We start from the raw sequence: 23759 nt of genomic DNA, 5'->3' as shown, positions 1-23759 counted from the left end.
CACATAGTGCTCACAGGATATTTAATATTTGCAAATTAGCTGCCAATAATCAGCAGGGTAAAGGGGCCGGGATGATACGAATTGTGATAAATGGTAATATCGGTTTGTTTGAAATATGTAATTTCACTGCCTCATCTGGTACCGATTTGTATTTGATTTATCTTCGTGCATTCAAATTGTAATTTTAGTGACCAACAATATACAGCCGCAACTCAGCTATCATCATATACCGTTTGCAGAAACAGGCTACTTCAGCCCGCTGGTGGCAGACTTCCTGTCAGGCCGCGAGCCCCTGCGTTCCTTCTACGAATACCATCCCACGCAGCCCGACTTTAAAAAGGCCATGCTGCTGAAGGCGGCGCAACCGTTGCGCCGGGACATATTGGCAGACGCCCTGTACCACCAGTACCAGCATATTGAAATGCGCGAGGAGGTGAGGGCCAACATCGGGCTGCTGCAGGCCACCAATACCTTTACCGTCTGTACCGCCCACCAGCCCAATATCTTCACCGGTTACCTGTACTTCGTGTACAAGGTGCTGCAAACTATCAAGCTGGCGCAAGACCTGCAGCGGCAATACCCGGAGCATCATTTTGTGCCGGTGTATTACATGGGCAGTGAAGACGCCGACCTGGACGAGCTGGGCTCCATTTTCCTGGACGGCCGCAAGCTGACCTGGGAAACAGACCAGACGGGGGCCGTAGGCCGCATGCATACGGCCGGCCTGGACACCCTGATCGGGCAGATAGCGGACAGCATCGGCTTTGCCCCATACGGGCCTGCATTGCTGGACATGTTGAAGAAGGCCTACCTTGGCCATTCAACTATACAGGAAGCTACATTGAGCCTGGTAAACAACCTTTTCGGGTGTTATGGACTGGTAGTGCTGATACCGGATAACCCGGCATTTAAACAACAACTGATACCGGTAATGGAAGAGGAGCTTTTTCAGCAAAGCTCGGAAGCTATTGTCAGCAAAACCATCGGAAAACTGGCTGAACATTATAAAGTGCAGGCTAACCCCAGGGAAATAAATCTTTTCTACCTGGATGCAAATATACGACAAAGAATTGTGAAGGAGGGAGACGTGTGGAAAATATTACACACATCGTTGTCATTTTCCGGGGAAGCGCTCAGGAAAGAACTGCACGAACATCCGGAACGTTTCAGCCCTAACGTGATACTGCGCGGCATACTGCAGGAAACCATCCTGCCCAACATCGCCTTTATTGGCGGCGGGGGTGAAGTGGCCTACTGGCTGGAGCTGCGCGACCTCTTCCGCCATCACCGCGTACCATACCCGGTGGTGCTGCTGCGCAACTCGTTCCTCTGGGTAGACCAGGAGCAGCATGCCCGCCAGCGCAAGCTGAACATTGCCATGAACGCGTTGTTTGAAGATACCGGCCTGCTCATTAACCGCTTTGTGCATGAACATACCAACGCCTCACTGGTGCTGCGGGAAGAATACGCGGCTGTTGAAAAACTGTTCAACGCGCTCGAAGAAAAGGCCAGGGCCATAGACGCCACGCTGGTAGCCACCACCAACGCGGAACGCACCCGCGCCATCAAATCCATCGGCAAGCTGGAACACAAGTTCCTGCGGGCGGAAAAGAAAAAGTTTGAATGGCAAACGGAGCAGATCACGCAGCTGAAGGCGCGGCTGTTTCCCGGTAATACGCTGCAGGAACGGAAGGAGAACTTTTTGCCTTATTACGCCCAATACGGCCCCGCGTTCTTTGACCACCTGCTGCACGCGCTGGAGCCGGTTACAGACCAGTTCTGCATTATTGCGGAGGAGTAACGCGTCAATCCACAATGGCCGCCCCGTGTACGGCGGCTTTTTTCATGTCTTTCAACACCGTATGCAGCGCGTGGAACTGGTCCCGCACGTGTTTGATCTCCAGCATTTCCTCCCTTTCCACCGTGTGGCCCTGCCCGTTATTGATCTGCTCCTGCCGTACTTGCAGCAGGTGCTCCAGCCGGTCTTCCAGCTGCTGGAAGGCCTGCGGCAGCTGCATGTCGGGGATGAACACGCCCACGCTCACAAATTGCTCTATCTGGTCCATCACCGTGAGCAGGTACAACAGCACGTCTTTGTACTCCGGCCGCTTGTATTGCAGCTGGTGCTGCAGGGCGTAGGCAGACAGCTGCGCAATGTGGGAGGAGAGGGAATGGCTCAGCACTACAAAGTGGTACAGCTCAGACCCGAATTTCTGCTTGCTCCTGGGCTCGCTCAGCATGCGCTGGAAGGCGGCGGTGAGGTTGGCCGTGGTCACATGCACGTCTTTCCGCGCCAGCTTGTAGGCAAAGAGGTTGAAAGGCTTGTCTGTATACAGGTTCATCACCTGCGTGAGGTATTGTTTGTTGGCCGAGATGTTTTTCAGGATGTACTCCGGCAAAAAACGGTACTCCCAGCTGGGCCAGAAGATGTAGTTGAACGCAAAGGCAATGCCCCCGCCCAGCATAGTGTCCAGCACCCGGTGTTTCAGGTTGTCAAAGTCTGCCGGGTGGAGAAAATGCAGCAGGAAGATGATAAAAGGCGTCATGAACACCACGCTGGTCACGTAGTGATAGGTCTGGAAGCTGTACGCGCCCAGGATGCAGACCAGCATCACGAAGAAGATCACCGTATCGTCTTTGGTGAGGTAGAGGATGCCGGCGGCAAAGAACGCGCCTATGATGGTGCCCAGTATGCGCTGGTAGCTGCGGGTCTTGGTGAGGCTGAAACCGGGTTTCATGATCACCACAATGGTGAGCAGTATCCAGTAGGTGCGGCTGAGCTGCAGCGCGTGGCCTATCAGGAAACCCGCTATCATGGCCAGGCCGGTGCGTATGGCATGGCGGAAGATGTGAGACTTGAAGGTGAGGTTGTTGCGGAAGGTGGTAATATCGTACCGCTGCCGCGTGGTGAACTTTGACAGTTCCAGCTGGTGGTCAAAAGAAGAATCTTTTACCCGCTCCAGCCGCGTGAGCCGGTGCATGTTGTAAATACGCTGCGTAATGTTCTGCAGGTTGTCAAAAATGCTTTCGAAGGGGATGAGGTCTGCTCGCTCTTTCAGCGTGGGCAGGGTGGCCTGGTAGGCTTTAAACTCCCGGCGGGCCCTTTCCAGCTCCAGCTTGAGGTTCACCTTGGGCATGGAGCGCTGCCCGGCGGATACGGCAATGCCGATATTGTCCAGCTCGTTGGCAAACTGCAGGATGGTATGGTGCAGGGAGGCGATCACCCGCGTGCCGGTGAAGCGTTGCTGCAGGGAGGTGTAGTCTATCTGCGAGGCGGTGATCTGCTCGTACATGTCTACCAGGTCAAGGAAAATGAGCACCATGCTTTTGCTGATGCTGGTGGTGCCTTGCTGGGCGGAGCGCATTTTCAGGAGCAGCTCGCGCACGGCTTCCTGCTTGTCGTTCACCACCACCTGCTGGGCCAGCACATCGCGGTAGCTGTCTGTAATATCCACAGCGGGGTTGTAAAAGTCCGCGCGCTGCCGCAGGTACCGGGCGGTTTGCTGGATGCAGTCGCCCAGCGTTTGCTGCACCGTGAGGTACGGCCGTATCTGCCAGAGCAGGAGGGCCAGCAGGGCGTACCAGATGCTGCCGCTGAGGGTGAGCAGGGCCACCTGTACCGCCAGTTGCCAGCTGACATAGCTTTCCGCCATGATGCTCACCATAATGATGAGCCCGCCGATGCCGATGTTGCCGCCGCGGTTGCCGTAAATGAGCAGCATGCTGTAAAAAACGCTGCAGAGGCCTACCCATAAGGTAAGCAGGGTGGTATGGGGCAGCAGCAGCCCCGTGCCCAGGGCGGTGAGGAAGATCAGCAGGGTGCTGATCAGCAGGCCGTTCCGCTTGTGCAGGATGGTGCCCGGTACGTCAGCAAGGGCGGTACACAATGCGCCCATCGAAATGGCGATGCCGGTGTTGAGGTGGCCGATGGCGGCAAAAATAACGGAGGGGACAACAACACTCAGGGTGGTACGAAGCCCGTTGCTGAAATGATAACTGAAAATAAAGGCTTTCGCTTCTTTGGACCAACGATCTTGCATTAGGCGCAAAATTACAATTTACAAGGGAGGTTTGCGAGAATCAAGTAATGATCGAAATAAATTACGTTAATTTATGAAAATCAGTGAATTAAGGACGTGAAGTGGATAAATTATCCCCAGGTGTGTATAAGTAAATAGTAAATATTATGTGTTCTCCGTTAATTTACCATAGAATGCAGTGTGCGGCCATATCTGAGACCTACTGCCATATCAACTTATTTCGTTTATCTTTGGCGCCCGGAAAATGGTCCCCGGCATCAGGGGCGGCCATCCCGGAACAAAGGATTCAAAAAAATCGTAATTAGAAGCTGTGCGTTTAAAAACACTGGAAATTAAAGGGTTTAAAAGTTTTGCGGATAAAACCGTGCTGCACTTTGACGAAGGAGTGACCGGCGTTATCGGCCCCAACGGCTGCGGTAAAAGCAACATCATTGACTCCATCAGGTGGGTGATAGGCGAGCACAAGATCAGCAACCTGCGTTCAGAGAACCAGGCCGGCCTGGTGTTCAACGGCTCCCGTACCCGCTCCGCCAGCGGTATGGCAGAAGTGAGCCTCACTTTCGAGAATACCAAGAACGTACTGCCCACGGAGTTTACCACCGTTACGATCACCCGTAAATTTTACAAGAACGGAGACAGCGAATACCGCCTCAACGATGTGGCCTGCCGCCTGAAAGACATCCACAACCTCTTTATGGATACCGGCGTCAGCACAGACTCCTACGCTATTATTGAGCTGGGGATGGTAGACGATATTATCAAGGACAAGGAAAACAGCCGCCGCCGCATGCTGGAACAGGCCGCGGGCATTTCCATCTACAAAACCCGTAAAAAAGAGGCCAAATCCAAGCTGGACGCTACAGAAGGAGACCTCAACAGGATAGAGGACCTGCTGTTCGAGATCAACAACAACCTCAAGACCCTGGAAAGCCAGGCCAGAAAAGCGGAACGTTATTACGAGATCAAGAAAGAATATAAAGAAGCGAGCATAGAACTGGCCAAGGCCGCCCTGGAAGGCTTCAACATCACCTTCCGGGACCTGACGGACCAGCAGCAGCAGGAAACAGACCGCAAGGCCGCCATCGAAGCCGAAATATCTACGGATGAAGCGGCCGTGGAGCAGGACAAGCTGCATTTTGTGGCCAAGGAACGGGAACTGCAGGTACTGCAGCGCTCCTTCAACGAGCTGGTAGCCACCATCCGCACCAAGGAGAACGACAAGAACCTGGCTACCCAGCAGCTCACCTACCTGCGGGAACGGGAAAAGAGCCTCTCTGATTTCCTGGACAACGCAGAAGGCCAGCTCAACGGGCTGACAGACTCTATTGCCTTTACCGAAACGCAGGTGGCAGACGAGCAGGAAGTGTCCGGGTCCATGCAGGACGAACTGGAAACCCTGCAGGAAATGGTAGACGAAAAGAAAACGCATTTTAACGATAAGAAGCTGGGCCTGGAAAACCTGCGGAAAGACCAGCAGCAATGGCAGCGCCAGCAATTTGAGGCGGAGAAGAAAGTAGCTGTGGCAGACACTTCCGTGCAGAACCTGCAACGCAGCATTCAGCAGCTGCAGGAAGAAAAGACCAACCGGCAAACACAGATCACGCAGCTGGAAGAAGAAAAGAGCGGCCTGCAGGAAACGCTGGAACAGCAGAAGGAAGAACTGGCGGAAATGGTCCGCTTCCAGGAAGAGACCAAAGGCAAGATACTCACCACCCAGGGAGAAATTGAAGGCCTGCGGGATACGCTGGTAGACGAGAACAGGAAGCTGGACGCTAAAAAGAACGAGTACGACCTGCTCAAATCTCTCGTAGACAGCCTGGAAGGCTACCCGGAAAGTATCAAGTTCCTCAAGAAGAACAACGAATGGAACAACAAGGCGCCCATTCTCAGCGATATATTTTTCTGTAAAGAAGATTACCGCACCTGTATCGAGAACCTGCTGGAACCTTACCTGAACTATTACGTGGTGAACAATACGGAAGAGGCCATCCAGGCCATCCGCCTGCTTGACCTGCACAAAAAAGGCAAGGCCAACTTCTTCATCCTGGACCAGTTCAACCACCAGGCCGGCGCCCTCTTTACCCCGCCCGGCACCGTACCGGCGCTGGACGTAGTGGAAATAGAAGACAAATACAAAGGCCTGGGCAATTACCTGCTGGGCAAAGTGTTCGTAGCCGAAGACGTGACCGCCATCAATTTTACCGAGCTGCCTGACCAGGATGTGCTCATCACCGAAAAAAGCGGCCGTGTACACCGCGGTAAATACAGCATGAACGGCGGCTCCGTAGGGTTGTTCGAAGGCAAGAAGCTGGGCCGCGCCAAAAACCTGGAAAAACTCGAAGCAGAGATACGGGAGCTGGAAAACGTATGCAGCAGCCTCAAGGCGCAGCTGCAGGCCAAGCACGATGAAGTGCTGGGGTACAACGGCCAGCTCAATGAGAACAACATCAACGCCCTGCGCGAAAAGGTGAACCAGCTCAATAACCAGCTGTTCGGGCTGCAGAACCGAATAGAGAACTTCCACCACCTGATAGACACCGGCAGCAAACGCCTGGCTGAAATGGAAGCCTCCCTGCAGGCCAATGAACAAAGCATTTCCAGCGTACGCGATGAACTGGATACGCTGAACGACCGCGTACATGCCCTGCACGACAACATTGTGGCCGCGGACCGCGCCGCACAGGAAGCCGAGCAGCAGTTCAACCAGGCCAGCGTGCAGTTCAACAACCAGAACCTGCAGCATACCCGCCAGCAAAGCAAGGTGCAGGCGCTGAAGCAGGAGCTGGACTTCAAACGTAAACAACTCAGTGACCTGCACCTGCAGATCACCAGCAATAAAACACAACTGGAAGACACCGCGGGCAACATTGCCGCCGCGGAAGACCGCCTGCTGCAGTCTGAAGACGGCCTGGTGGAACTGTTCCGCCGCCGGGAGGAAGAAGAGAAAGCGGTGAACGAAAAAGACCAGGAGTACTACAATTTCCGCAACCACCTGCAGGAACTGGAAAGCGCCCTTCGCTCCAAACAGAAAACGAGGGACATGCTGGACCAGCAACTGAACCAGATCAAAGACAAGGTGAACGAACTGAAGCTGCAACTGGCCTCCATGAAAGAAAGGCTGAGCGTGGAGTTCAAGGTGAACCTGGACGAGATACTGGACGAAGAACGCACCGGCGCGCAAAGCGTGGAAGACCTGCAGGGCAACGCGGAGCGCCTCAAGAAACGGCTGGAGAACATGGGCGAGATCAACCCCACGGCCATTGAGGCGTACACGGAAATGAAAAAACGTTACGAGTTCATACTGGAGCAGAAGAATGACCTGGTGACCGCCAAGGAATCCCTGCTGGCCACCATACAGGAAGTAGAGACCACCGCCAACCAGAAGTTCCTGGACACGTTCAACCAGGTGAAAGAAAACTTCATCCGCGTGTTCAAGGCGCTGTTCACGGAAGAAGACCAGTGTGACATGATCCTCAACGATCCCGCCAACCTCGCCGATACCGGCATAGAGATCATAGCCAAGCCCAAAGGCAAGCGCCCCGCGGCCATTACCCAGCTTTCAGGCGGGGAGAAGACCCTCACCGCCACCGCGCTGCTGTTTGCCATTTACCTCATCAAACCCGCGCCCTTCTGTATACTGGATGAAGTAGACGCGCCGCTTGACGATGCCAACGTAGGCAAGTTCACCAATATGATCCGCAAGTTCTCAGACAACTCGCAGTTCATCATTGTGACCCACAACAAGCAGACCATGGCCGCGGTAGACGTGATCTACGGCGTTACCATGCAGGAGCCGGGCGTGAGCAAGCTGGTGCCGGTAGACTTCAGGAGCCTGAACTAGATTGCTATATGTGTTTTTATGCGTATATTAAAGCATAAAAGCAACTATCTTATGCGGTCATTCATGCTCTTTTGCCTGCTGCATGCCTGTATTGGCAGCCTCAGCGCCCAAAGCCTGCCTGCGCTGGGAGATCACATGGCGGCCCCTCCGCATACCGGCGGCCGGTCTGTGTATACCTATTTCGGCATAGAACAGTTCAAGGAACTTTCCGTAGATGGTATTGTTTACTGGCTCACCGCCAGCAAGCAGAACAAGGTACATTACATTTCCACCCGAGATAAAAATTTCAAGGCAGGCCACCTGCAGGTAGGCCAACCGCTGGCGGCTTTGAAGCAACAGCAGGCAGACTTTTCCGTTGAGCACCGGCTGGGCTGGGGGTACTACATCAAGCTGGAGAACGGCTGGTATGCGGCATTTGACTGGAAAAACCCGCCCAATGACGCGGCAAAGATCAACTACTTTTTCAGGATGTAATGTATGATAGCCTTCAGGCGGGCCGGTTGTTTGCCGGTTGTGAAATTCTCATGCTTATTCACAGGCTGGTACAAAGATTGCCGCTTCCTTCAAAACCCTCAGTATGGACCTTAAGCCGCGGGATGTATTAACGGAACAGGATGTAAAAAAAGGATTGAAGCTGGTAATTGGCGACGGGCTTGCTTCCGAGACCATGACTACGCTGACCGGCGGCGCGTTCATCATTGCCATGGCCATATTGCTGGGCGCCAATAACCTGCAGCTGGGGCTGATAGCGGCCCTGCCCACCATGGTGAACATGTTTCAGCTGATATCCATCTGGCTGGTGAGGCGTTTCAACAACCGCCGGGCCATTACGGTCATCTGTTCTTTCCTGGCCCGTTTCCCGCTGGTGATCATTGGCCTGCTGCCGTTGCTGCTGCCACAAGTGGTGAGCATAGAACTGATCATTCCCATCCTCTTCTTCTATTATCTTTCCGGCGCAGTGGCCGGCGCCAGCTGGAACTCCTGGATGAAAGACCTGGTGCCGGAAAAACAGCTGGGCGCCTACTTCGCCAAACGCAGCAGCTACATGCAGACGCTGAACGTGGTATTGAGCCTGTTGCTGGCCCTGGGCGTAGACTATGTGCGGGACTACCACCCGGCTTTTGAACTGAACGTGTACGGCTATATGTTCATTGTGGCCGGTGTGGTAGGCATGGCGGGCACCGTTGTACTGGCCAGAACGCCGGAGCCCCAGAAGTTCCTGCCCAAGGAGAATATTTTCAAAATGCTGATGCGCCCGCTGAAAGACGCCAACTTCCGGCGGCTGCTGGTGTTCAACTCCGCCTGGGTGTTTGCCGTGAACATTGCCTCTCCGTTCTTTACCGTGTTCATGATGAAGAGCATGGGGCTCGGGCTTTCCTACATCATCGGCCTTACCATCATCAGCCAGATCAGCAGCATATTCACCATCCGCATCTGGGGCCGCTTTGCAGACCGTTACAGTAACAAGACCATCATTGCCATTGGCGCCCCGCTGTATATCCTTTGCCTGGTGGGCTGGTGTTTTGTGGGCATTTATTCGCAGTTGTGGCCCAACCTGCTGTTGCTGGCCGTTATTCATATGGTGATGGGCGTGGCCAATGCGGGGATCAACCTTTCCCTCACCAACATAGGCCTGAAACTGGCGCCCACGGCCGATGCCATTGTGTACCTCAGCTCCAAGAACATTGTGACCGCTATATTTTCCGCCCTGGCGCCGCTGGCCGGCGGGGTGCTGGCAGACTACTTTACCGGCCGCCACCTGAAAATTGACGCCGAGTGGGGCGGCCCCCGCTGGACAAAAACGCTGCATATTGTTGAACTGCATGAATGGAACTTCCTGTTCCTGTTTGGCGCCCTGCTGGGGCTGATAGCCGTTGAAATGCTGAGCCGCGTCAAGGAAACGGGCGAAGTGGAGAAAGACTACGTAGTACGCATTATGCGCAGCACCATGCGCAATAACCTGAAAAACAACTTCCTGGTGGGCAACCTGATGGAAGGGTATTCTACCTTGAAGAATGTGATCAAGCGGAGGTTCCATTGATGGTTGCCGTTGTTGCAGAAGGGGCGCTTTACGCCGGGCTCTTCCCCCGGACTGCGCTCTACTGCCGGTTGCGCTATTCCTCCCGGGTCCGTGATCTGCTGCCGGCCGCGCTATTCCGCTCCGGCCGGGTAGCGCCGGGCCGCCCGCCTTTCCGGCTTTCCCGCCGTCCGTCATAAAACCCCGGAAATTGACCGGCCCCGCGTTATTTTAGCCCCTTCAAATTTGAAAATTAGCGTTAGGGATAGTATTTTAAAGGCTATTTTCAATCGATTTCAAAAACTGCATTCCAGGTCTATGAATACTGGCAGATTATTGGGTGTATGGGCGTTTACAGGTTTATTGATCAGTGCCTGTAATAACCCGCGGAAACATGCAACAACAGACTCTCTCGCCATAAGGCAGCAATACGCGGGATCTCCCGTACTGACGGCTGCTGAATCTCTTGAAAAGATCCAGGTGGAAAACGGCTTTTCGGTACAGCTGGTGGCTGCCGAGCCTATGGTGATAGTACCCGTGGCCATGACGTTCGACGAGCGCGGCCGCCTCTGGGTGGCGGAAATGACAGGGTACATGCCGGATACGGTAGGCACCGGCGAAGATGCCCGTAACGGTCAGATCGTGATACTGGAAGACACCACCGGAGACGGCGCCATGGACAAGCGCACCGTTTTCCTGGACTCGCTGGTGCTGCCAAGGGCGCTTTGCATTGTAGGCAATGGCATACTGGTAGCGGAACCGCCCAAACTCTGGTATTATGCCTTTGATGGCGACCGGCCCGGTAAAAAAACACTGGTAGACTCCCTCTATACCGTGGGCGGTAACGTAGAACACCAGCCCAACGGCCTGGTGCGCGCCATGGACAACTGGATATACAACGCCAAGTCAGACAAGCGCTACCGCTTTGACAGGGGGCGCTGGCTGAAAGAAGACACGCACTTCCGGGGGCAGTGGGGTATTTCGCAGGATAACTATGGACGGCTGTTTTACAACAACAACTCCGAAAACCTGCTGGGCGATTATTTCAGCGCCGGCCTGGGCGCCGGCAATCCCAACCAGCGCAAGGTAGACGGCTTTGACGAAAATATTGTGCCTGACAACAAGGTGTACCCGCTCCGCCCCAATACCGGCGTAAACCGCGGCTATATGAAAGGCGTGCTGGACGATAGCTTGCGCCTTGTCAATTTCACCGCTGCCTGCGGCCCGCTGGTGTACCGCGGCGGCCTTTACGGGCAGGGCTTTGAAGGCAATGCCTTTGTGGCCGAGCCCTCCGCCAACCTCATCAAAAGGAACATACTGGAAAACCAGGGATATAAGGTGAAAGGCCGGCAGGCGTACAAAGGCTGTGAGTTCCTGGCCAGCACAGACGAGCGTTTCCGGCCCGTTAATCTGCACCTGGGGCCGGATGGTACCATGTATGTGCTGGACATGTACCGCGGCATCATCCAGCATAAGACCTACCTGACGCCTTACCTGAAAAGCGAGATCGGAGAAAGGGCCCTCACCCAGCCGCTGAACTGCGGCCGCATTTACCGGGTGGTGCCCGCGGGTGTGAACCCCGGCCCGGTTAAGATTGAAGGAGACCTGGTGCCTTACCTCAAGCATCCCAACGGATGGGTGCGGGACAAGGCGCAGCAAATGATCGTAGACGGGCAAAACAGGCAGCTGGCGCCCGCCTTACGGGAACGGCTGCACGATGCGGCGCAGCCGCTGGCCGCCATGCATGCCCTCTGGGCGCTGGAAGGCCTGCACGCGCTTACGCTGGCGGACGTACTGCCCCTGCTGCGGCAACCTGACGCCACGCTGCGCAGCCAGGCCATTACAGTGCTGCCGGCGGTGATGAGCAGCGGCAACGCCAAAGAAATAGCTGCCGTGCTGGAGGATATGATGGCAGACTCCCTGCAGGCGCCCGTAGCCACCCTGGTGCTGCCCGCCTTGCGGCAGAAAGACGCGCCCGCCGCGGCGCGGCTGCTGCAGCAAGCCTGGCGCAGCTATCCCAACAACAGGGTAATGGCGGATGCCGTGATCAGTAATGTGAAGGATAAAGAAGCAGCGCTGCTTTCAGACATAGCGGCCTGGGACCCGGATACCAACCTGGTGATCCGCCGCCACCTGGACAAAGTACTGTCAGACATTGCCAACCGCCGTAAATCCCGCATGGACGACGCGCTGCTGAAAGAATACCCCCGTGGCAACCTCATTTTCAAAACGGTTTGCCAAACCTGCCATGGGGCAGACGGGGAGGGCATCCAGTCGCTGGCGCCCCCGCTCAACCATTCGGAGCTGGTAACGGGCAGAAAAGAAAGGCTGATAGCCATTGTGCTGTACGGCCTTACCGGCCCTGTAACGGTGAACGGCAAGCTCTACAAATCACCTGAGATCAACGGGGACATGCCCGGCATTATCAATAACGACGAGTTCTCTGACGGGGACATTGCCCAGTTGCTCAGCTTCATCCGCAATGCCTGGGGCAACAAGGCGGAGAAGATCACGGAAAAAGACATTCAATTAGTGAAGCAGAAGTATAAGGGGCGGGAGAGATCGTTTACGATGGAGGAGTTGAAATAGATAGCATCCTGACCTCACCAAATATGCCGTAAAAAATAAGACCGCCCTTGCAGATGCAAGGGCGGTCTTGTTATAAAGTTATGTTCCTTGTTTGCTATTCCAGGGCGCCGTTGTAGTCGGATTCCCTTAACGGAATTTTCCAGGTCCATTTGTTGTTTTCGGTCGGCTGAATGGTTTTTGCCAGGTCAGCAATGAAGTTGCCGCCGTTAGCATATTCCTTGCGTATGATCGGCTCGTTCCAGCGTTTCATATCAAACCAGTCAAAACCTTCGCCCCAAAGCTCAATGGCGCGGTAGGTCTTGATCTCGTTCAGCAGGTCTGTACCGGTTTTGGTGCAGGTATAGCTCGCATCGCGACCGGAGCCATTCGTAAGATCTACCAACAGTTGCTGAATTTCGGTAGCCGGTTCGTTCTGGAAGTATTTGGCTTCGGCTTCAATGAGGTACATTTCCGAGGAGCGGAAGTGATTCAGGTTACCTACGCCGGGCATGTCGTTAGCCTTTACCTTGAATTGCATATAGGCATACGCAGAGGCTGCCGGATCAAGAGCAGGGAAGAGTTGGAAAGCCCTGGCTTTCAGAGTTGCGCCGGCCAAACCGGTGTTAGTGTTGTAAGTATCGCCGGCCGGGTCAAGGAACAGGCCGCGGCGGATATCTGTAGCCGGTATCTTGTTGTATAACTCGCGGCTGATACATTTGGGATACGTTCTTACAGCAGAGGCAGTTGAGTTGTAAGCAATATACGCCTGGTAAGAGTAGAAGTACAGCGTTTCGTCAGACGCGCCATAGGTACTCCATATCCATTCTGCATTGGGAGTAGAGAAGCCAGCTTTGTAGTCAGCCACAGACATCAGCGGGAAGCCGGCCCTTGCTTTTACAGCATGGTCTTCCGCAGCCGGATAGTCCAGGCGGGTGAGCGCCGCACGGGCGTAGATGGCATGTGCCACGTTGATGTTCATTTCATGATTCTTCTCACGACTTTTGCCGGATTCGGTGAACAGTTTAATGGCTTCGTCCAGATCATCGTATACCCGCTTGTAAGTTTCTCCGAGGGTAGACAAAGGCAAGTCTCCGGTAGACTCATCCAGCCTCAATACCACGCCGCCGGTAGCCCCATTGTTGGAATCAGCCCACCTGTTACCATATAATTGTGATAACATAAAGTAGGAGTAGGCTCTGAAGGTTAGCGCCTGCGCCTTGATGAACTTCTTCTCTGTTTCAGGGCCTGAAGCGGCATCTATTTTATTGATTACAGCATTGGCATTGCCAATGATCTTGTAATAATAGTACCACGGGTAGTACAGGTAGATGCTGGTCACGTTTTCATTGAAGGTAGAATTGATGATAGCGGCCCAGCCGGGGAGGTTCACAAAGAAGTGGTTCCCGGGATAGTTACCGTAATACATCTTGATGGTGCCCTCGCCATTAAAGCCCTGGGAGCCCAGGTATTGCTGGGTCATCATTTTGGCAAGACCGTTCACTACCAGTTTGGCATTGGCCGTGGTCTCGAAAGCGGTTACCTCACCCACCTGGTCTGTAGGCTTGGTTTCAAGATAATCTTTGCTGCAGGAAGTTGCAAGCAATGCAGCAGACAGGATACCTATATTGACAATTTTTTTCATGTTTTTTCAAGTTTTTGTTATAAACCAACGGTTACACCGAATGATATTACCCGGGGTGTTACCCAGGCGTTTACGCTTCTGCCGTTAAACTGCTGCTGAGGGTTCATACCCTGCAGTTTAGTGAAAGTAGCCAGGTTTTCCACTCCTGCATTCAGCCTTACGGAACTGATGTCGATCTTATTCAACAGGGAAGAAGGCAGGTTGTAAGTAAGCGAAATGTTCTTGATCACCAGGTAAGAGCCGTTCTGCAGGTACTGGGAAGACATTACGTTGTTGTACTGACTCCTAGCAAAGTCCACTACAGGAATGCCTTTCGGATCTATACGGTTGGGAGAGGTTTCGGTCATACCGGCAGGAACACCATCCCATGCGCGCAAAAGGTCCTTGTGCATAGATTCGGGTGTACCGCTCATGGTTCTCAGGTCCAGGTAAGAATCGTCATAGATCTTGAAGTCGGTAGCATAAGTCATGAGGGCAGACAGCGAAAAGTTTTTATAGGTGAGTGCTGTACTGATGCCTCCGAACATTTTCGGCATGGGGCTGCCTACAAAATCACGCTTTGCATATGTGTGATAGGTAGTATAGTAGGTACCGTTGATGTTTACCAGGTATTTCAGGTGCTCACCTGTGGTTGCATCGGGCTTATAAGTGTCGGAATCCAATACATACAGGGAATTGCCTGTCATCTGGTCTACACCCGCAAACTGGTACGTCCACCAGTCATAGATACCGTGACCCACTGTGTACTTATAGTTGCCTTCAATGATGCCATTCTTGTTCTGTTCAGACAAACGAACGATCTCGTTTTTCATCCAGGTAGCGTTGGCGCCAACGTTCCATGTCCAGTCTTTTGTCTTCACTACATCTACGTCCAAAGACACTTCCAGCCCTCTATTGGATACTGAACCCACGTTCTGTCTCATAATAGCAGCAGCCTCGGCGGTAGATGTAGCACCGGCAGACAGCGGCAGGTTCACATCAAGCAGGAGGTTCTGTGAACGTTTGTCAAAGTACTCAACTGTCAGGTTGGCTCTGTTGAACAGGCGGGTTTCCAGGGCTGCGGTTACAGACGAAGAGGTTTCCCAATGCAGTGCTAAGGCAGAGAGCTGAGATTTGTAAAGAGCCGCTACGTTCGCGTTCTGGCCCAGCGTGTAGAGCGCCATATAAGGATACAGCACTGATGCGCCTACGCCTGCATCATTGCCTACTTCACCGTAAGACGCACGCAGTTTAGCATAGTTCACCACATTCGAGATGGGCTGGAAGAAGTCTTCTTTTGAGATTAACCAGCTACCACCCAGCGAAAAGAAGGTACCCCACCGGGCATCTTTGGAAAAACGGGATGTACCGTCTCTCCTGATGGAACCGTCGATGTAATACTTCTCATCATAGTTGTAACGGGCACGGGCAAAATATCCTTCAGTGCGGTAGTTGTGCTGGTAGTCCGTCAGGCGGGTAATAGCGGTGAAGTTGATCAATTCCAGTTGGTTGGCGAAAGTTTCGTTGGTTTTATAGCCATTAAGGTAATTGTAGTTATCATAAAAGTTCTCATGGCCTATCATCACATCCACATTGTGCCGGTTAATGGCCTTTGCCCAGGAAAGCAACTGCTGGGCCGTATAGTTCATGTAACGGTAATTGTTCCGCTCGGCCCGGCCCTTATTGCCTTGCCCATCGCCTATAACAGCATTGGAGTAGGTATGGTTATCACTGTTGCGGAGATTCAGGTCGCCTTTAACAGAAAAGGTAAAATCTTTCAGGAACTTTATGTCAAAATACACCTGTCCATTAATTGTATTCCGGTAAACTTTATCCTTGTTCAATTCGTTCTCCCAGATAGCATTGCGGCCTGGCAGCCAGCTCCTCGTGTTCGATCCGTCATCATACCGTTTCTGTCCCTCCTCATCCAGCACATATTCGCCAGTAGCCGGGTCGTGCAGGTGAACAGGGTAGATCGGAGCGGCGCTCCTTGCAAAATTGAAAGGGCTTACAATAGAGCCTGCGCTGCCGGTACCGCCGGGCAGACGATCAGACTGCTGGTGAGAACCGGCCAGGTTAAAGCCATACTTCAGCCAGTCTTTGGCCTGAAGGTCCGCATTAATGCGCCCGGTAAATCTTTTATAATTCGAGCCTTTCAGATAACCCTTTTCGTCCAGGTAACCTACTGAGTAGTACAGGCTGCTCTTGTTGCTATTGGAGCGGCCGCTGATGGAATAGTCCTGGCGGTGTCCCTGTGTTTCAATATCGTTGAACCAGTTCAGATCGTTCAGGTACCCGGGCCTGATCCTCGCGTCTGCCACTAACTTGCCATTAGCATCGAACAACTGGTCATTTGGTTTGTCGTAGATATTTAATGTCAGGTAGTTGTCTATGAGGCTTTCCGTTGCTTTGGCACCGGCTACTTCCTTGTTGGGATAAGTAGCAGGGTTGTTGGTCATAAGGGAATTACGGTAGCCTTTCCACATGGTTTCCATAAACTCCTGCTGGTTCATTACATTATATTCCTTGACACCACGGCTGTAGATGCCCTGGTTAGCTACCACGGTAATGCCTGCATCACCGGCCTTGCTGGCCCGCTTGGTGGTTATAATGATCACGCCGTTGGAAGCCCTGTTCCCATAAAGAGCTGAGGCGGCCGCGTCTTTCAATACGGAGATGCTGGCAATGTCATTGGGATTAAGGTCAGAAATATTGCCACCAAAAAAGACCCCATCAATCACATAGAGGGGTGAATTATCCCCATTTATAGAGCTCATACCGCGTATGCGGATGGCGGGCTCAGAGCCGGGCTGACCAGTGGTGTTGTTTACCTGGATACCGGCGGCACTACCTTCCAGTGCTCCCAGCACGTTGGTGATGGGCCGCTTCTCGATATCCTTGGCCGCCACCGAAGTTACAGACCCCGTAATGGATTCTTTTTTCACCTTGCCATAGGCCACTACCACTACTTCGCTCAGCTCGTCAGTAGTAGCCTCCAGGCCAATGTCTACCAATGTTGCGTCTCCTACTGTGATGGTTTTAGTGCCAAACCCGATTGAACGGAACAGCAGCACGCTGCCGCCGGGGGCCTTGATGATGTACCGGCCATCGGCATCGGTTTGAGTACCGGTAGTGGTACCCTGAATAATTACGGATACGCCGGGTATGGGCGTTCCATCCAGAGAGTTCGTAACTCTACCCGTAATTCTTTTGTCCTGACCAAATACTACAGTCACCTGCAGCAGAGTCAACAAGAAAAAACCAAGTAACTTTTTTCTCATGTAGATTTAGATTTTAAATATAAAAAAACTCGACCCAAAGACTTATTGTTGGAACTTAAGATTTAGATTTATATTCAGGTACAGGCAGGCTACAGGCCCACAATTTCCGTTAAAGAACAGGTTAAAACTTGGATGGATTCAGTATAAACTTTACGAGAGGAGATCGGGTCAGGGAAATAATCGCTTACTATCGATCCGGCAAGGCTCTAAAGCATATAACTAAATAGATTTTGATGTCAATAAATTTGATGTAACTCTCAGACACGGCAAGCTACCGGACTTCGATTCAGATTTGTTAATACGATTCAGATTCTGTTTGTTATCTCATAGTATAATTTGCAGTACGTTGTAACTGATATATAGCGTAAAGATAAAGGTTTATTTGTTTCAGCCATAAAAAAAATTTATGGATGGCTGCTATTTACACGCCCTTCAGGATTGTGCATTGTATAATATTCCGGGTTGTAAGTGTTATATATATTTGGATAATGTATTATCTATTAAAATGAAGATTATCTGCAATATCCGATAAACTAACCATGTGAAAGGTTTAAGAGAGAAGGAACGTATGACCGTACCAGTTACCGGAGGGCCGTATTGTGGGAGCGGATGTTTGCATGGGAGCGCCTGCCCGATGGCATCAAGGTTTAATCTTTCCTGAAAGCGATCTTGTCACCGTACTTGATCTTCTGCTTGTCTACATACCCCGCGTTCACCTCCACCACATACTGTGCCTTTTTGAAAGAAGGCAGGCTTTCTTCAGACAGGGGCGTGGCGTATTTCTGGATGGAAACGATCTCCATGTTCTGGTCTATATACAGGATGTCAAGCGAAATGTAGGTGTTCTTCATCCAGAAGCTCTGTTCTTCGGGGGCGGGAAAAATGAAGAGCATGCCCAGGGTGTCTGCCATGCTTTTGCGGTCCATCAGGCCGCGGGCCCTTTCATCGTCTGTTTCCGCAATTTCTATGCTGATGGTGCTGATGGTATCACCTTTCTCTTTGCTGATGAAGGAGAGTACGCCTTCTTTCCGGAACTCGGGGCCGCTGCCGGCGGGAGCGGAGGGGATGGTGCTCACTGTGGCGGCGGTGTCCGCACTGCCTGCGGGCTGCCGGCCGGGCTGGTTTTGACAGGAAGAAATGTACAGGCTTGCGAAGATGGCCAGCATGATCTTGACATTCATAGTTTTTCTCGCTTTTGAGGGATGAAGATAGGGAAACTAATATGATTACCCCTTCAGCCCATCAGTTCTTCTTCGGAAAATTCCACGCCGGAGTAGTCTTTTACTTCGTTGTACACCGTATCCCGTTCTACCGGTATTCTGCCGGCCTGCCTGATGAGCATGGCCAGCTGGGCGGTGTTCATGGAAGGCGATTGTTCTTCGGAACCGGCCATGGAGTATATTTTGGTAGTATCGTCAATGGTGCCGTCCAGGTCGTTCACGCCAAAGGAAAGCGCGAGCTGGGCGGTGTTCCTTCCCAGCATAGGCCAGTAGGCCTTCAGGTGCGGAAAGTTGTCCATATACAGGCGGCCTACCGCGTACATTTTCAGGTCTTCTATGATGGTAGATTCAGGGATATGGGCCATCTCGTTGTCTTTATTCCTGAATTTGAGGGGGATGAAGGTGTTGAAGCCGTTGGTCTCATCCTGCAGGCTGCGCAGCCTTTCCATATGGTCTACGCGGTGCCAGTATTGTTCTATATGGCCGTACAGCATGGTGGCGTTGGTGACCATGCCCATGCCATGAGCGGTTTTGTGAATGTGCAGCCAGCCGTCCGCATCCACCTTGTCGTGGCAGATCTGCACGCGGATGTCTGGATGGAAGATCTCCGCGCCGCCGCCGGGGAGCGACTGCAGGCCGGCTTCATGCATCATGCGCATGCCTTCTTCCACGCTTACCTTGGCCTTGCGGAACATATAATCCAGCTCCACGGGGGTGAAACCCTTGATGTGCAGGCCGGGGCGGTGCGCCCTGATGCGGCGCATCAGTTCCATAAAGAAGTCCAGGTTCATTTTGGGATGCACGCCGCCTACAATGTGTACCTCGGTAACGGGTTGATCATCGTACTTCTTCACAATGTCCAGCATCTCGTCAATGCTGAGTTCCCAGCCTTCTTCGCGGTTTTTATAGAGCCTGGAGTAAGAGCAGAATTTGCAGGTGAACACACAAACGTTGGTAGGCTCAATATGGAAATTGCGGTTGAAATAGGTTTTGTTGCCGTGTTTTCTTTCCCTCACGTGGTTGGCCAAAGCGCCTAGCAGCCCGATATCTCCTTTCTCGAAGAGCGTGATGCCGTCTTCCTGCGTGAGCCTTTCCTGCTGTAGTACCTTGTCGGCTATCCGGCGTAGATTCCCGTCCAGGGAAGGGGCGGCCAATATGGTTTGCAATCCGGGTCTCAGTGCGTTAGTCGTCGTCATTTTGCTTTCACTATTTTATAAGTCCTCACCTGTTGGCTGTAAAATAACTTTACAAAGTAAACACCATTTGCCGCATTTACCAAATCAATTGTAGTGCGGTTGCCGCTGCGCACAACGGGTTGTACCTGGTGCACAAGGCGGCCCGCGGCGTCATATATGGCAATGCCCCGCAGGTCTTCCGGCCAGGTTTTGAACTCGATGTAAAACTGCCGGCTGAAGGCGTTGGGCCAGATGAGAATGCCCTGCTCGTTGAGGGTGGCGTTGATATCTTTCTTTACAATATTGATATCGTCTATATAAACATTGTTTTCGTAGTTGGACGTGTTGCGGAACACCACCCTGAATGGCTGATGATAGATGAAGGGGGTGAGGTCAATGGAGTCTGTACGCCATTCCGTAGCGGTGGGTACGAACTCCTGCCCGGTGGGAGACTGGCGGGTGATGAGGCTGGCGCCCCATTTTTTATAGCCGGTGGGTATATAGGTTTGTCCGCAATCCGTGGTGAGCAACACTTCCAGCGTATCCCAGGGGTTGCCGGCCGTGCCGGTAGATGTAACGGTGGCGGCTGCCACATCAAACCGCAACATCACTGAGTCCGCCGTGGTTGCATCTATTACAGGCCCCAGCAGATCGTCCTGCTGGCCGTTGGTGGCATAGCCGAGGTTGCGCATCACAGCAGCGCTGCTGCTGCCTTTGCTGCCGGTAACGCCTCTTTCCCAGGTGAAGCTGCGGTCAGGGTTGCGCAGGCTGAAACCGGCGGGCGGGAAGGCGCCGTTTTCAAAAGTTTCCCGGAAGGGGAAGCCGGACTCCTGGTAATAACTGAAAGCCACGGTGGTGGTATCGTTGTCCGGCTGCTCGTCTGCCGTGCCGTTGGGCAGGCGGGTGTATACTTTCAGGCTGGAAATGCCTTCTCCCGCCTGGAAGCCGGGCAAGGTTACGCTGGCCTGCTCCAGGGAGGCCAGGTTACCCGTCCAGTTATAGTTCACCGGCGTGGCGCCGTTGATGGTGTATTGAATGGTGACCTGCGTGAGCGCATTGGCGCCGCGGTTTTTCAGCGTTACCACCGGTGTTTGGGGGGCCTGGCAAAGGTAACCTTCCGGCTGCTGCACGGCGGCAATGCCGGCGTCATGCGTTTTGAGCGTTACGGGCTGGCAGCCGTTGGAGCTTAGCAGGGATACGCGTTGCGCATCCAGCGCATTGCGCATGCGGTCTGTTTGCCCGGTGGTGAACAGGTACATGCAGGCATCGTTCACATAATCCATGTAGTTCATGAACATTACGCCGGGGGCGGCGGGGCTGCAGGCGTCTGTGAGCGGGTAGGTGGGGCAGCTGTAGTTCTGGCCGCCCTGCAGCGGGGTGTCAGACACCCCGTCGTCCTGGGTGCAGGCGCCGTTATCATCGCCCCAGATGTGCCGTAACCCGAAATAGTGACCAATTTCATGGGTGAGCGTGCGGCCCAGGTTAAAGGGGGCCTGCGCGCTGCCGGTATTGCCGAAGGCGCGGTAATGTACCACCACGCCGTCTTCATCCGCCGGGAATATATTGCCGGGCGGGGTGGCCACGCCCAGGTAGTTGTCTGACAGCACGCACACCCAGATGTTGAGGTAACGGGTGCCGTCCCAGCCTTCCGTGCCGCCGGTGGCGCTGTGTTTTACGTTACGGGCGGCGCCGTCTATGGCAAACGAGGCATGGGTGGTAGTGGTGCGGGTAATGCCGGAGGTAGGGTCTCCGGAAGGGGAGCGCACGGCCAGGCAAAATTCCAGTTCCGCATTGCCGATCAGGCTCTGCCAGGCGGCGGGCACCTTATTGATGTCTGTATTCTGGGCAATATAGTCCAGATTGAGACTGGCTACCTGGTTCCATACCTGCTGGTCTGTTACCTGCGTAGGGTCTGGCAGCACAATATGCACCACCACGGGAATGGTAACGCGGGGATTGACCCTGAAAAACCGGCTGTCTGGCCTGGCTTTCAGTAACTGCTGCTCCACGGTCTGCAATTTTTTTGCCAGCGCGGGCCGGCTGCCCAGTTGTTGTTGTAAAGCCACTTCGGTGCCGCATTTCCTTTGGGCGGCCGCACTCAGGCAGGCCACCATGCAGAAAATGATCAGGGTAGAACTACGCAAATTAAGGAGCATTATAGGTTATAGTCAGTATTCAGCACGGTCCGCACATTTATCTGTGCTGTAAATGTACTTACAGCCGGTGAATTGTTTCAAAAATTTCGATCAGGGGCCTTTTTTTCCGGATGATCTCCCTTTTGGCCGGTTCATTGTCAGCACGTTCCTTAACTGGATAATTTAAGGAAGGCCGTCAGCTCAGGGCGCCGGCAATGCAGCCGCACATCAGGCAGGCAATTGTACCGCCAATGAGCGCTTTTACGCCCAGCTCTGTAAGGTTACGGCGCTGGTTGGGCGCCAGTTGGCTGATGCCGCCTATCTGGATACCAATAGAGGCAAAGTTCGCAAAACCGCAAAGTGCGTACGTGGCGATCAGCAGGGACTTCGGGTCCTGGATCACCTGGGCGTCTTTCATTCTGCCGAGCGATTTGTAGGCGATGAACTCGTTGAGCACCGTTTTTTCTCCCAGCAACTGGCCCACGGCCAGCATATCCTGCCGGGAAACGCCTATGAGCCAGGCAATAGGGGAGAACACGTAACCCAGTATCATTTCCAGGGACAGCTCCTTGTACCGCCCGCCGCTCATGGCGGCAATCTGCGGGTTGATGGCCGTCTGGTCTCCCGCCCAGCCCAGTATGGCATTGGCCACGTACATGAGGGCGGTGAACACAATGAGCATGGCGCCTACGTTCACGGCCAGCTTCAGCCCGTCTGTGGTGCCCAGGGAGAGCGCGTCCAGGAAGTTGTCTCCCAGTTTTTCCCGGGGTACCTGCAGGTCTTTGGAGATCAGGTGTTCCTGCGTTTCGGGGAACAGGATCTTTGAGCATACAATGGCGGCGGGGGCGCTCATAATGCTCTGGCTGAGCATGTGCAGGGCAAAATACTCCTGCTGGCCCACATCCGGCCCACCCAGCATACCCACGTAGGCGGCCAGCACGCTGCCGGCGGTATTGGCAAAACCGCCTACCATGATGCAGAGTATTTCCGAGCGGGTCATTTTTTCCAGGTAAGGCCGTATCATCAGCGGGGCCTCGGTTTGGCCCAGGAAGATATTAGCGGCGGTAGACACGCTTTCCGCGCCCGAAATACGCAGTTTGTTGAGCAGGTAGGCAAAAACGTACACTATTTTCTGAAGGATGCCCAGGTAATAGAGAATGGAGGAGAGGGCGGCAAAGAAAATGATGTTGGGCAGTACCTGCACGGCAAAAATATACCCCCAGGTACCAGTGTAGTCCGCCAGGCCTTCAAACATAAATTCTGTACCCTTGTGGCTGATGTTGATGAGGTTCACAAAGGAGCTGGACACGGCGGAGAGCGTGTTCCGGAACACATCAGGCGTACACCAGCGGGCGTACACGGAGATGGTGAGCAGTACGCAGGCGGCCAGTATGGTCCACTTCAGCAGTTCTATATGCCGCTTCTGCAGCACTTTGATCATGGCCACAATGGGTACCAGGCCAAGGGTGAAGGCAATAACGGGGAAGGGGTACTCCCGGCTGCGGACTATGCCGAAGAAGAAGCCTGCCAGCGCCGCAATGGCCAGTGCCCAGCTGAGGGCGTCTGGCGGGGCGCCGAAGCCTTCCCGCATTTTGCGGCGCAGGCGGTTTACGATGAATACGGCTATCATGATGCCGAACAGCAGCCAGAAAACCGGCTGCCCGCCCACCTGGGTGTTGAGCACGCCAAGGGCAAACATGATCTGGGCGCAAACCCCGATCCCTACCAGTTTCCAGCTAATGGCCCGCCGGTTGTTGCTGAGCAGGTAACAAACCATGATAAGAAAGAACATGCCCAGCGTACCGCGAACAATATTTTCCCAATGTAACATGATAGTGATCGATTTATGTGGCAAAATAAG

12 protein-coding genes are annotated in these 23759 nt (G+C 53.5%); 5 read left to right on the top strand and 7 right to left on the bottom strand.

Annotation, left to right across the window (positions count from 1 at the left end; translation table 11 throughout):
• Nucleotides 1-187 precede the first annotated feature (187 nt).
• Complete coding sequence (gene bshC, locus D3A97_RS20630; RefSeq protein WP_157986662.1) at nt 188-1801, top strand: bacillithiol biosynthesis cysteine-adding enzyme BshC; 1614 nt, start codon at nt 188-190, stop codon at nt 1799-1801.
• 4 nt (nt 1802-1805) lie between these two features.
• Here bshC and D3A97_RS20625 read toward each other — a convergent pair whose 3' ends face one another.
• Entirely contained in the window at nt 1806-4040 is a 2235-nt protein-coding gene (locus D3A97_RS20625) for an FUSC family protein (protein ID WP_119080438.1), read from the bottom strand.
• 310 nt (nt 4041-4350) lie between these two features.
• Here D3A97_RS20625 and smc point away from each other — a divergent pair, with 310 nt between their 5' ends.
• The 4 genes from smc (at nt 4351) to D3A97_RS20605 (ending at nt 12487) form a co-directional block, all read left to right on the top strand.
• Complete coding sequence (smc, locus tag D3A97_RS20620) at nt 4351-7881, top strand: chromosome segregation protein SMC (RefSeq protein ID WP_119080437.1); 3531 nt, start codon at nt 4351-4353, stop codon at nt 7879-7881.
• 51 nt (nt 7882-7932) lie between these two features.
• The gene (locus D3A97_RS20615) at nt 7933-8355 is read left to right on the top strand and encodes a hypothetical protein (protein WP_119080436.1); all 423 of its coding nucleotides are present in this window, start codon (nt 7933-7935) and stop codon (nt 8353-8355) included.
• A 103-nt stretch (nt 8356-8458) separates the two neighbouring features.
• Complete coding sequence (locus D3A97_RS20610) at nt 8459-9922, top strand: MFS transporter (RefSeq protein WP_119080435.1); 1464 nt, start codon at nt 8459-8461, stop codon at nt 9920-9922.
• A gap of 294 nt (nt 9923-10216) precedes the next feature.
• On the top strand, nt 10217-12487 hold the full coding sequence (locus tag D3A97_RS20605) for a DUF7133 domain-containing protein (RefSeq protein WP_119080434.1): 2271 nt from the start codon (nt 10217-10219) through the stop codon (nt 12485-12487).
• A 94-nt stretch (nt 12488-12581) separates the two neighbouring features.
• On the opposite strand, the gene D3A97_RS20600 is transcribed toward D3A97_RS20605, so the two are convergent.
• The 6 genes from D3A97_RS20600 to D3A97_RS20575 all read right to left on the bottom strand — a co-directional run bounded on the left by D3A97_RS20600 (nt 12582) and on the right by D3A97_RS20575 (nt 23729).
• Entirely contained in the window at nt 12582-14108 is a 1527-nt protein-coding gene (locus D3A97_RS20600; protein WP_119080433.1) for a RagB/SusD family nutrient uptake outer membrane protein, read from the bottom strand.
• Nucleotides 14109-14125: 17 nt separating this feature from the next.
• Complete coding sequence (locus tag D3A97_RS20595) at nt 14126-17368, bottom strand: SusC/RagA family TonB-linked outer membrane protein (protein ID WP_119080432.1); 3243 nt, start codon at nt 17366-17368, stop codon at nt 14126-14128.
• Nucleotides 17369-18015: 647 nt separating this feature from the next.
• Entirely contained in the window at nt 18016-18549 is a 534-nt protein-coding gene (locus D3A97_RS20590; protein WP_119080431.1) for a DUF192 domain-containing protein, read from the bottom strand.
• Nucleotides 18550-18602: 53 nt separating this feature from the next.
• The gene (mqnE, locus tag D3A97_RS20585; RefSeq protein ID WP_119080430.1) at nt 18603-19784 is read right to left on the bottom strand and encodes an aminofutalosine synthase MqnE; all 1182 of its coding nucleotides are present in this window, start codon (nt 19782-19784) and stop codon (nt 18603-18605) included.
• On the bottom strand, nt 19781-21907 hold the full coding sequence (locus D3A97_RS20580; protein ID WP_198674101.1) for a M43 family zinc metalloprotease: 2127 nt from the start codon (nt 21905-21907) through the stop codon (nt 19781-19783). Before D3A97_RS20580 ends, mqnE begins: the two co-directional genes overlap by 4 nt.
• Before the next feature lie 187 nt (nt 21908-22094).
• Nucleotides 22095-23729, bottom strand: coding sequence for a NupC/NupG family nucleoside CNT transporter (locus D3A97_RS20575; protein WP_119080428.1), 1635 nt, complete (start codon nt 23727-23729; stop codon nt 22095-22097).
• Between the last annotated feature and the right edge of the window lie 30 nt (nt 23730-23759).

It is taken from the genome of Chitinophaga alhagiae (genome assembly GCF_003568665.1).
Taxonomy (GTDB): Bacteria; Bacteroidota; Bacteroidia; order Chitinophagales; family Chitinophagaceae; genus Chitinophaga; species Chitinophaga alhagiae.
The sequence above is the reverse complement of the archived record's forward strand: the minus strand, read 5'-3'. Positions and strand labels throughout refer to the sequence as shown.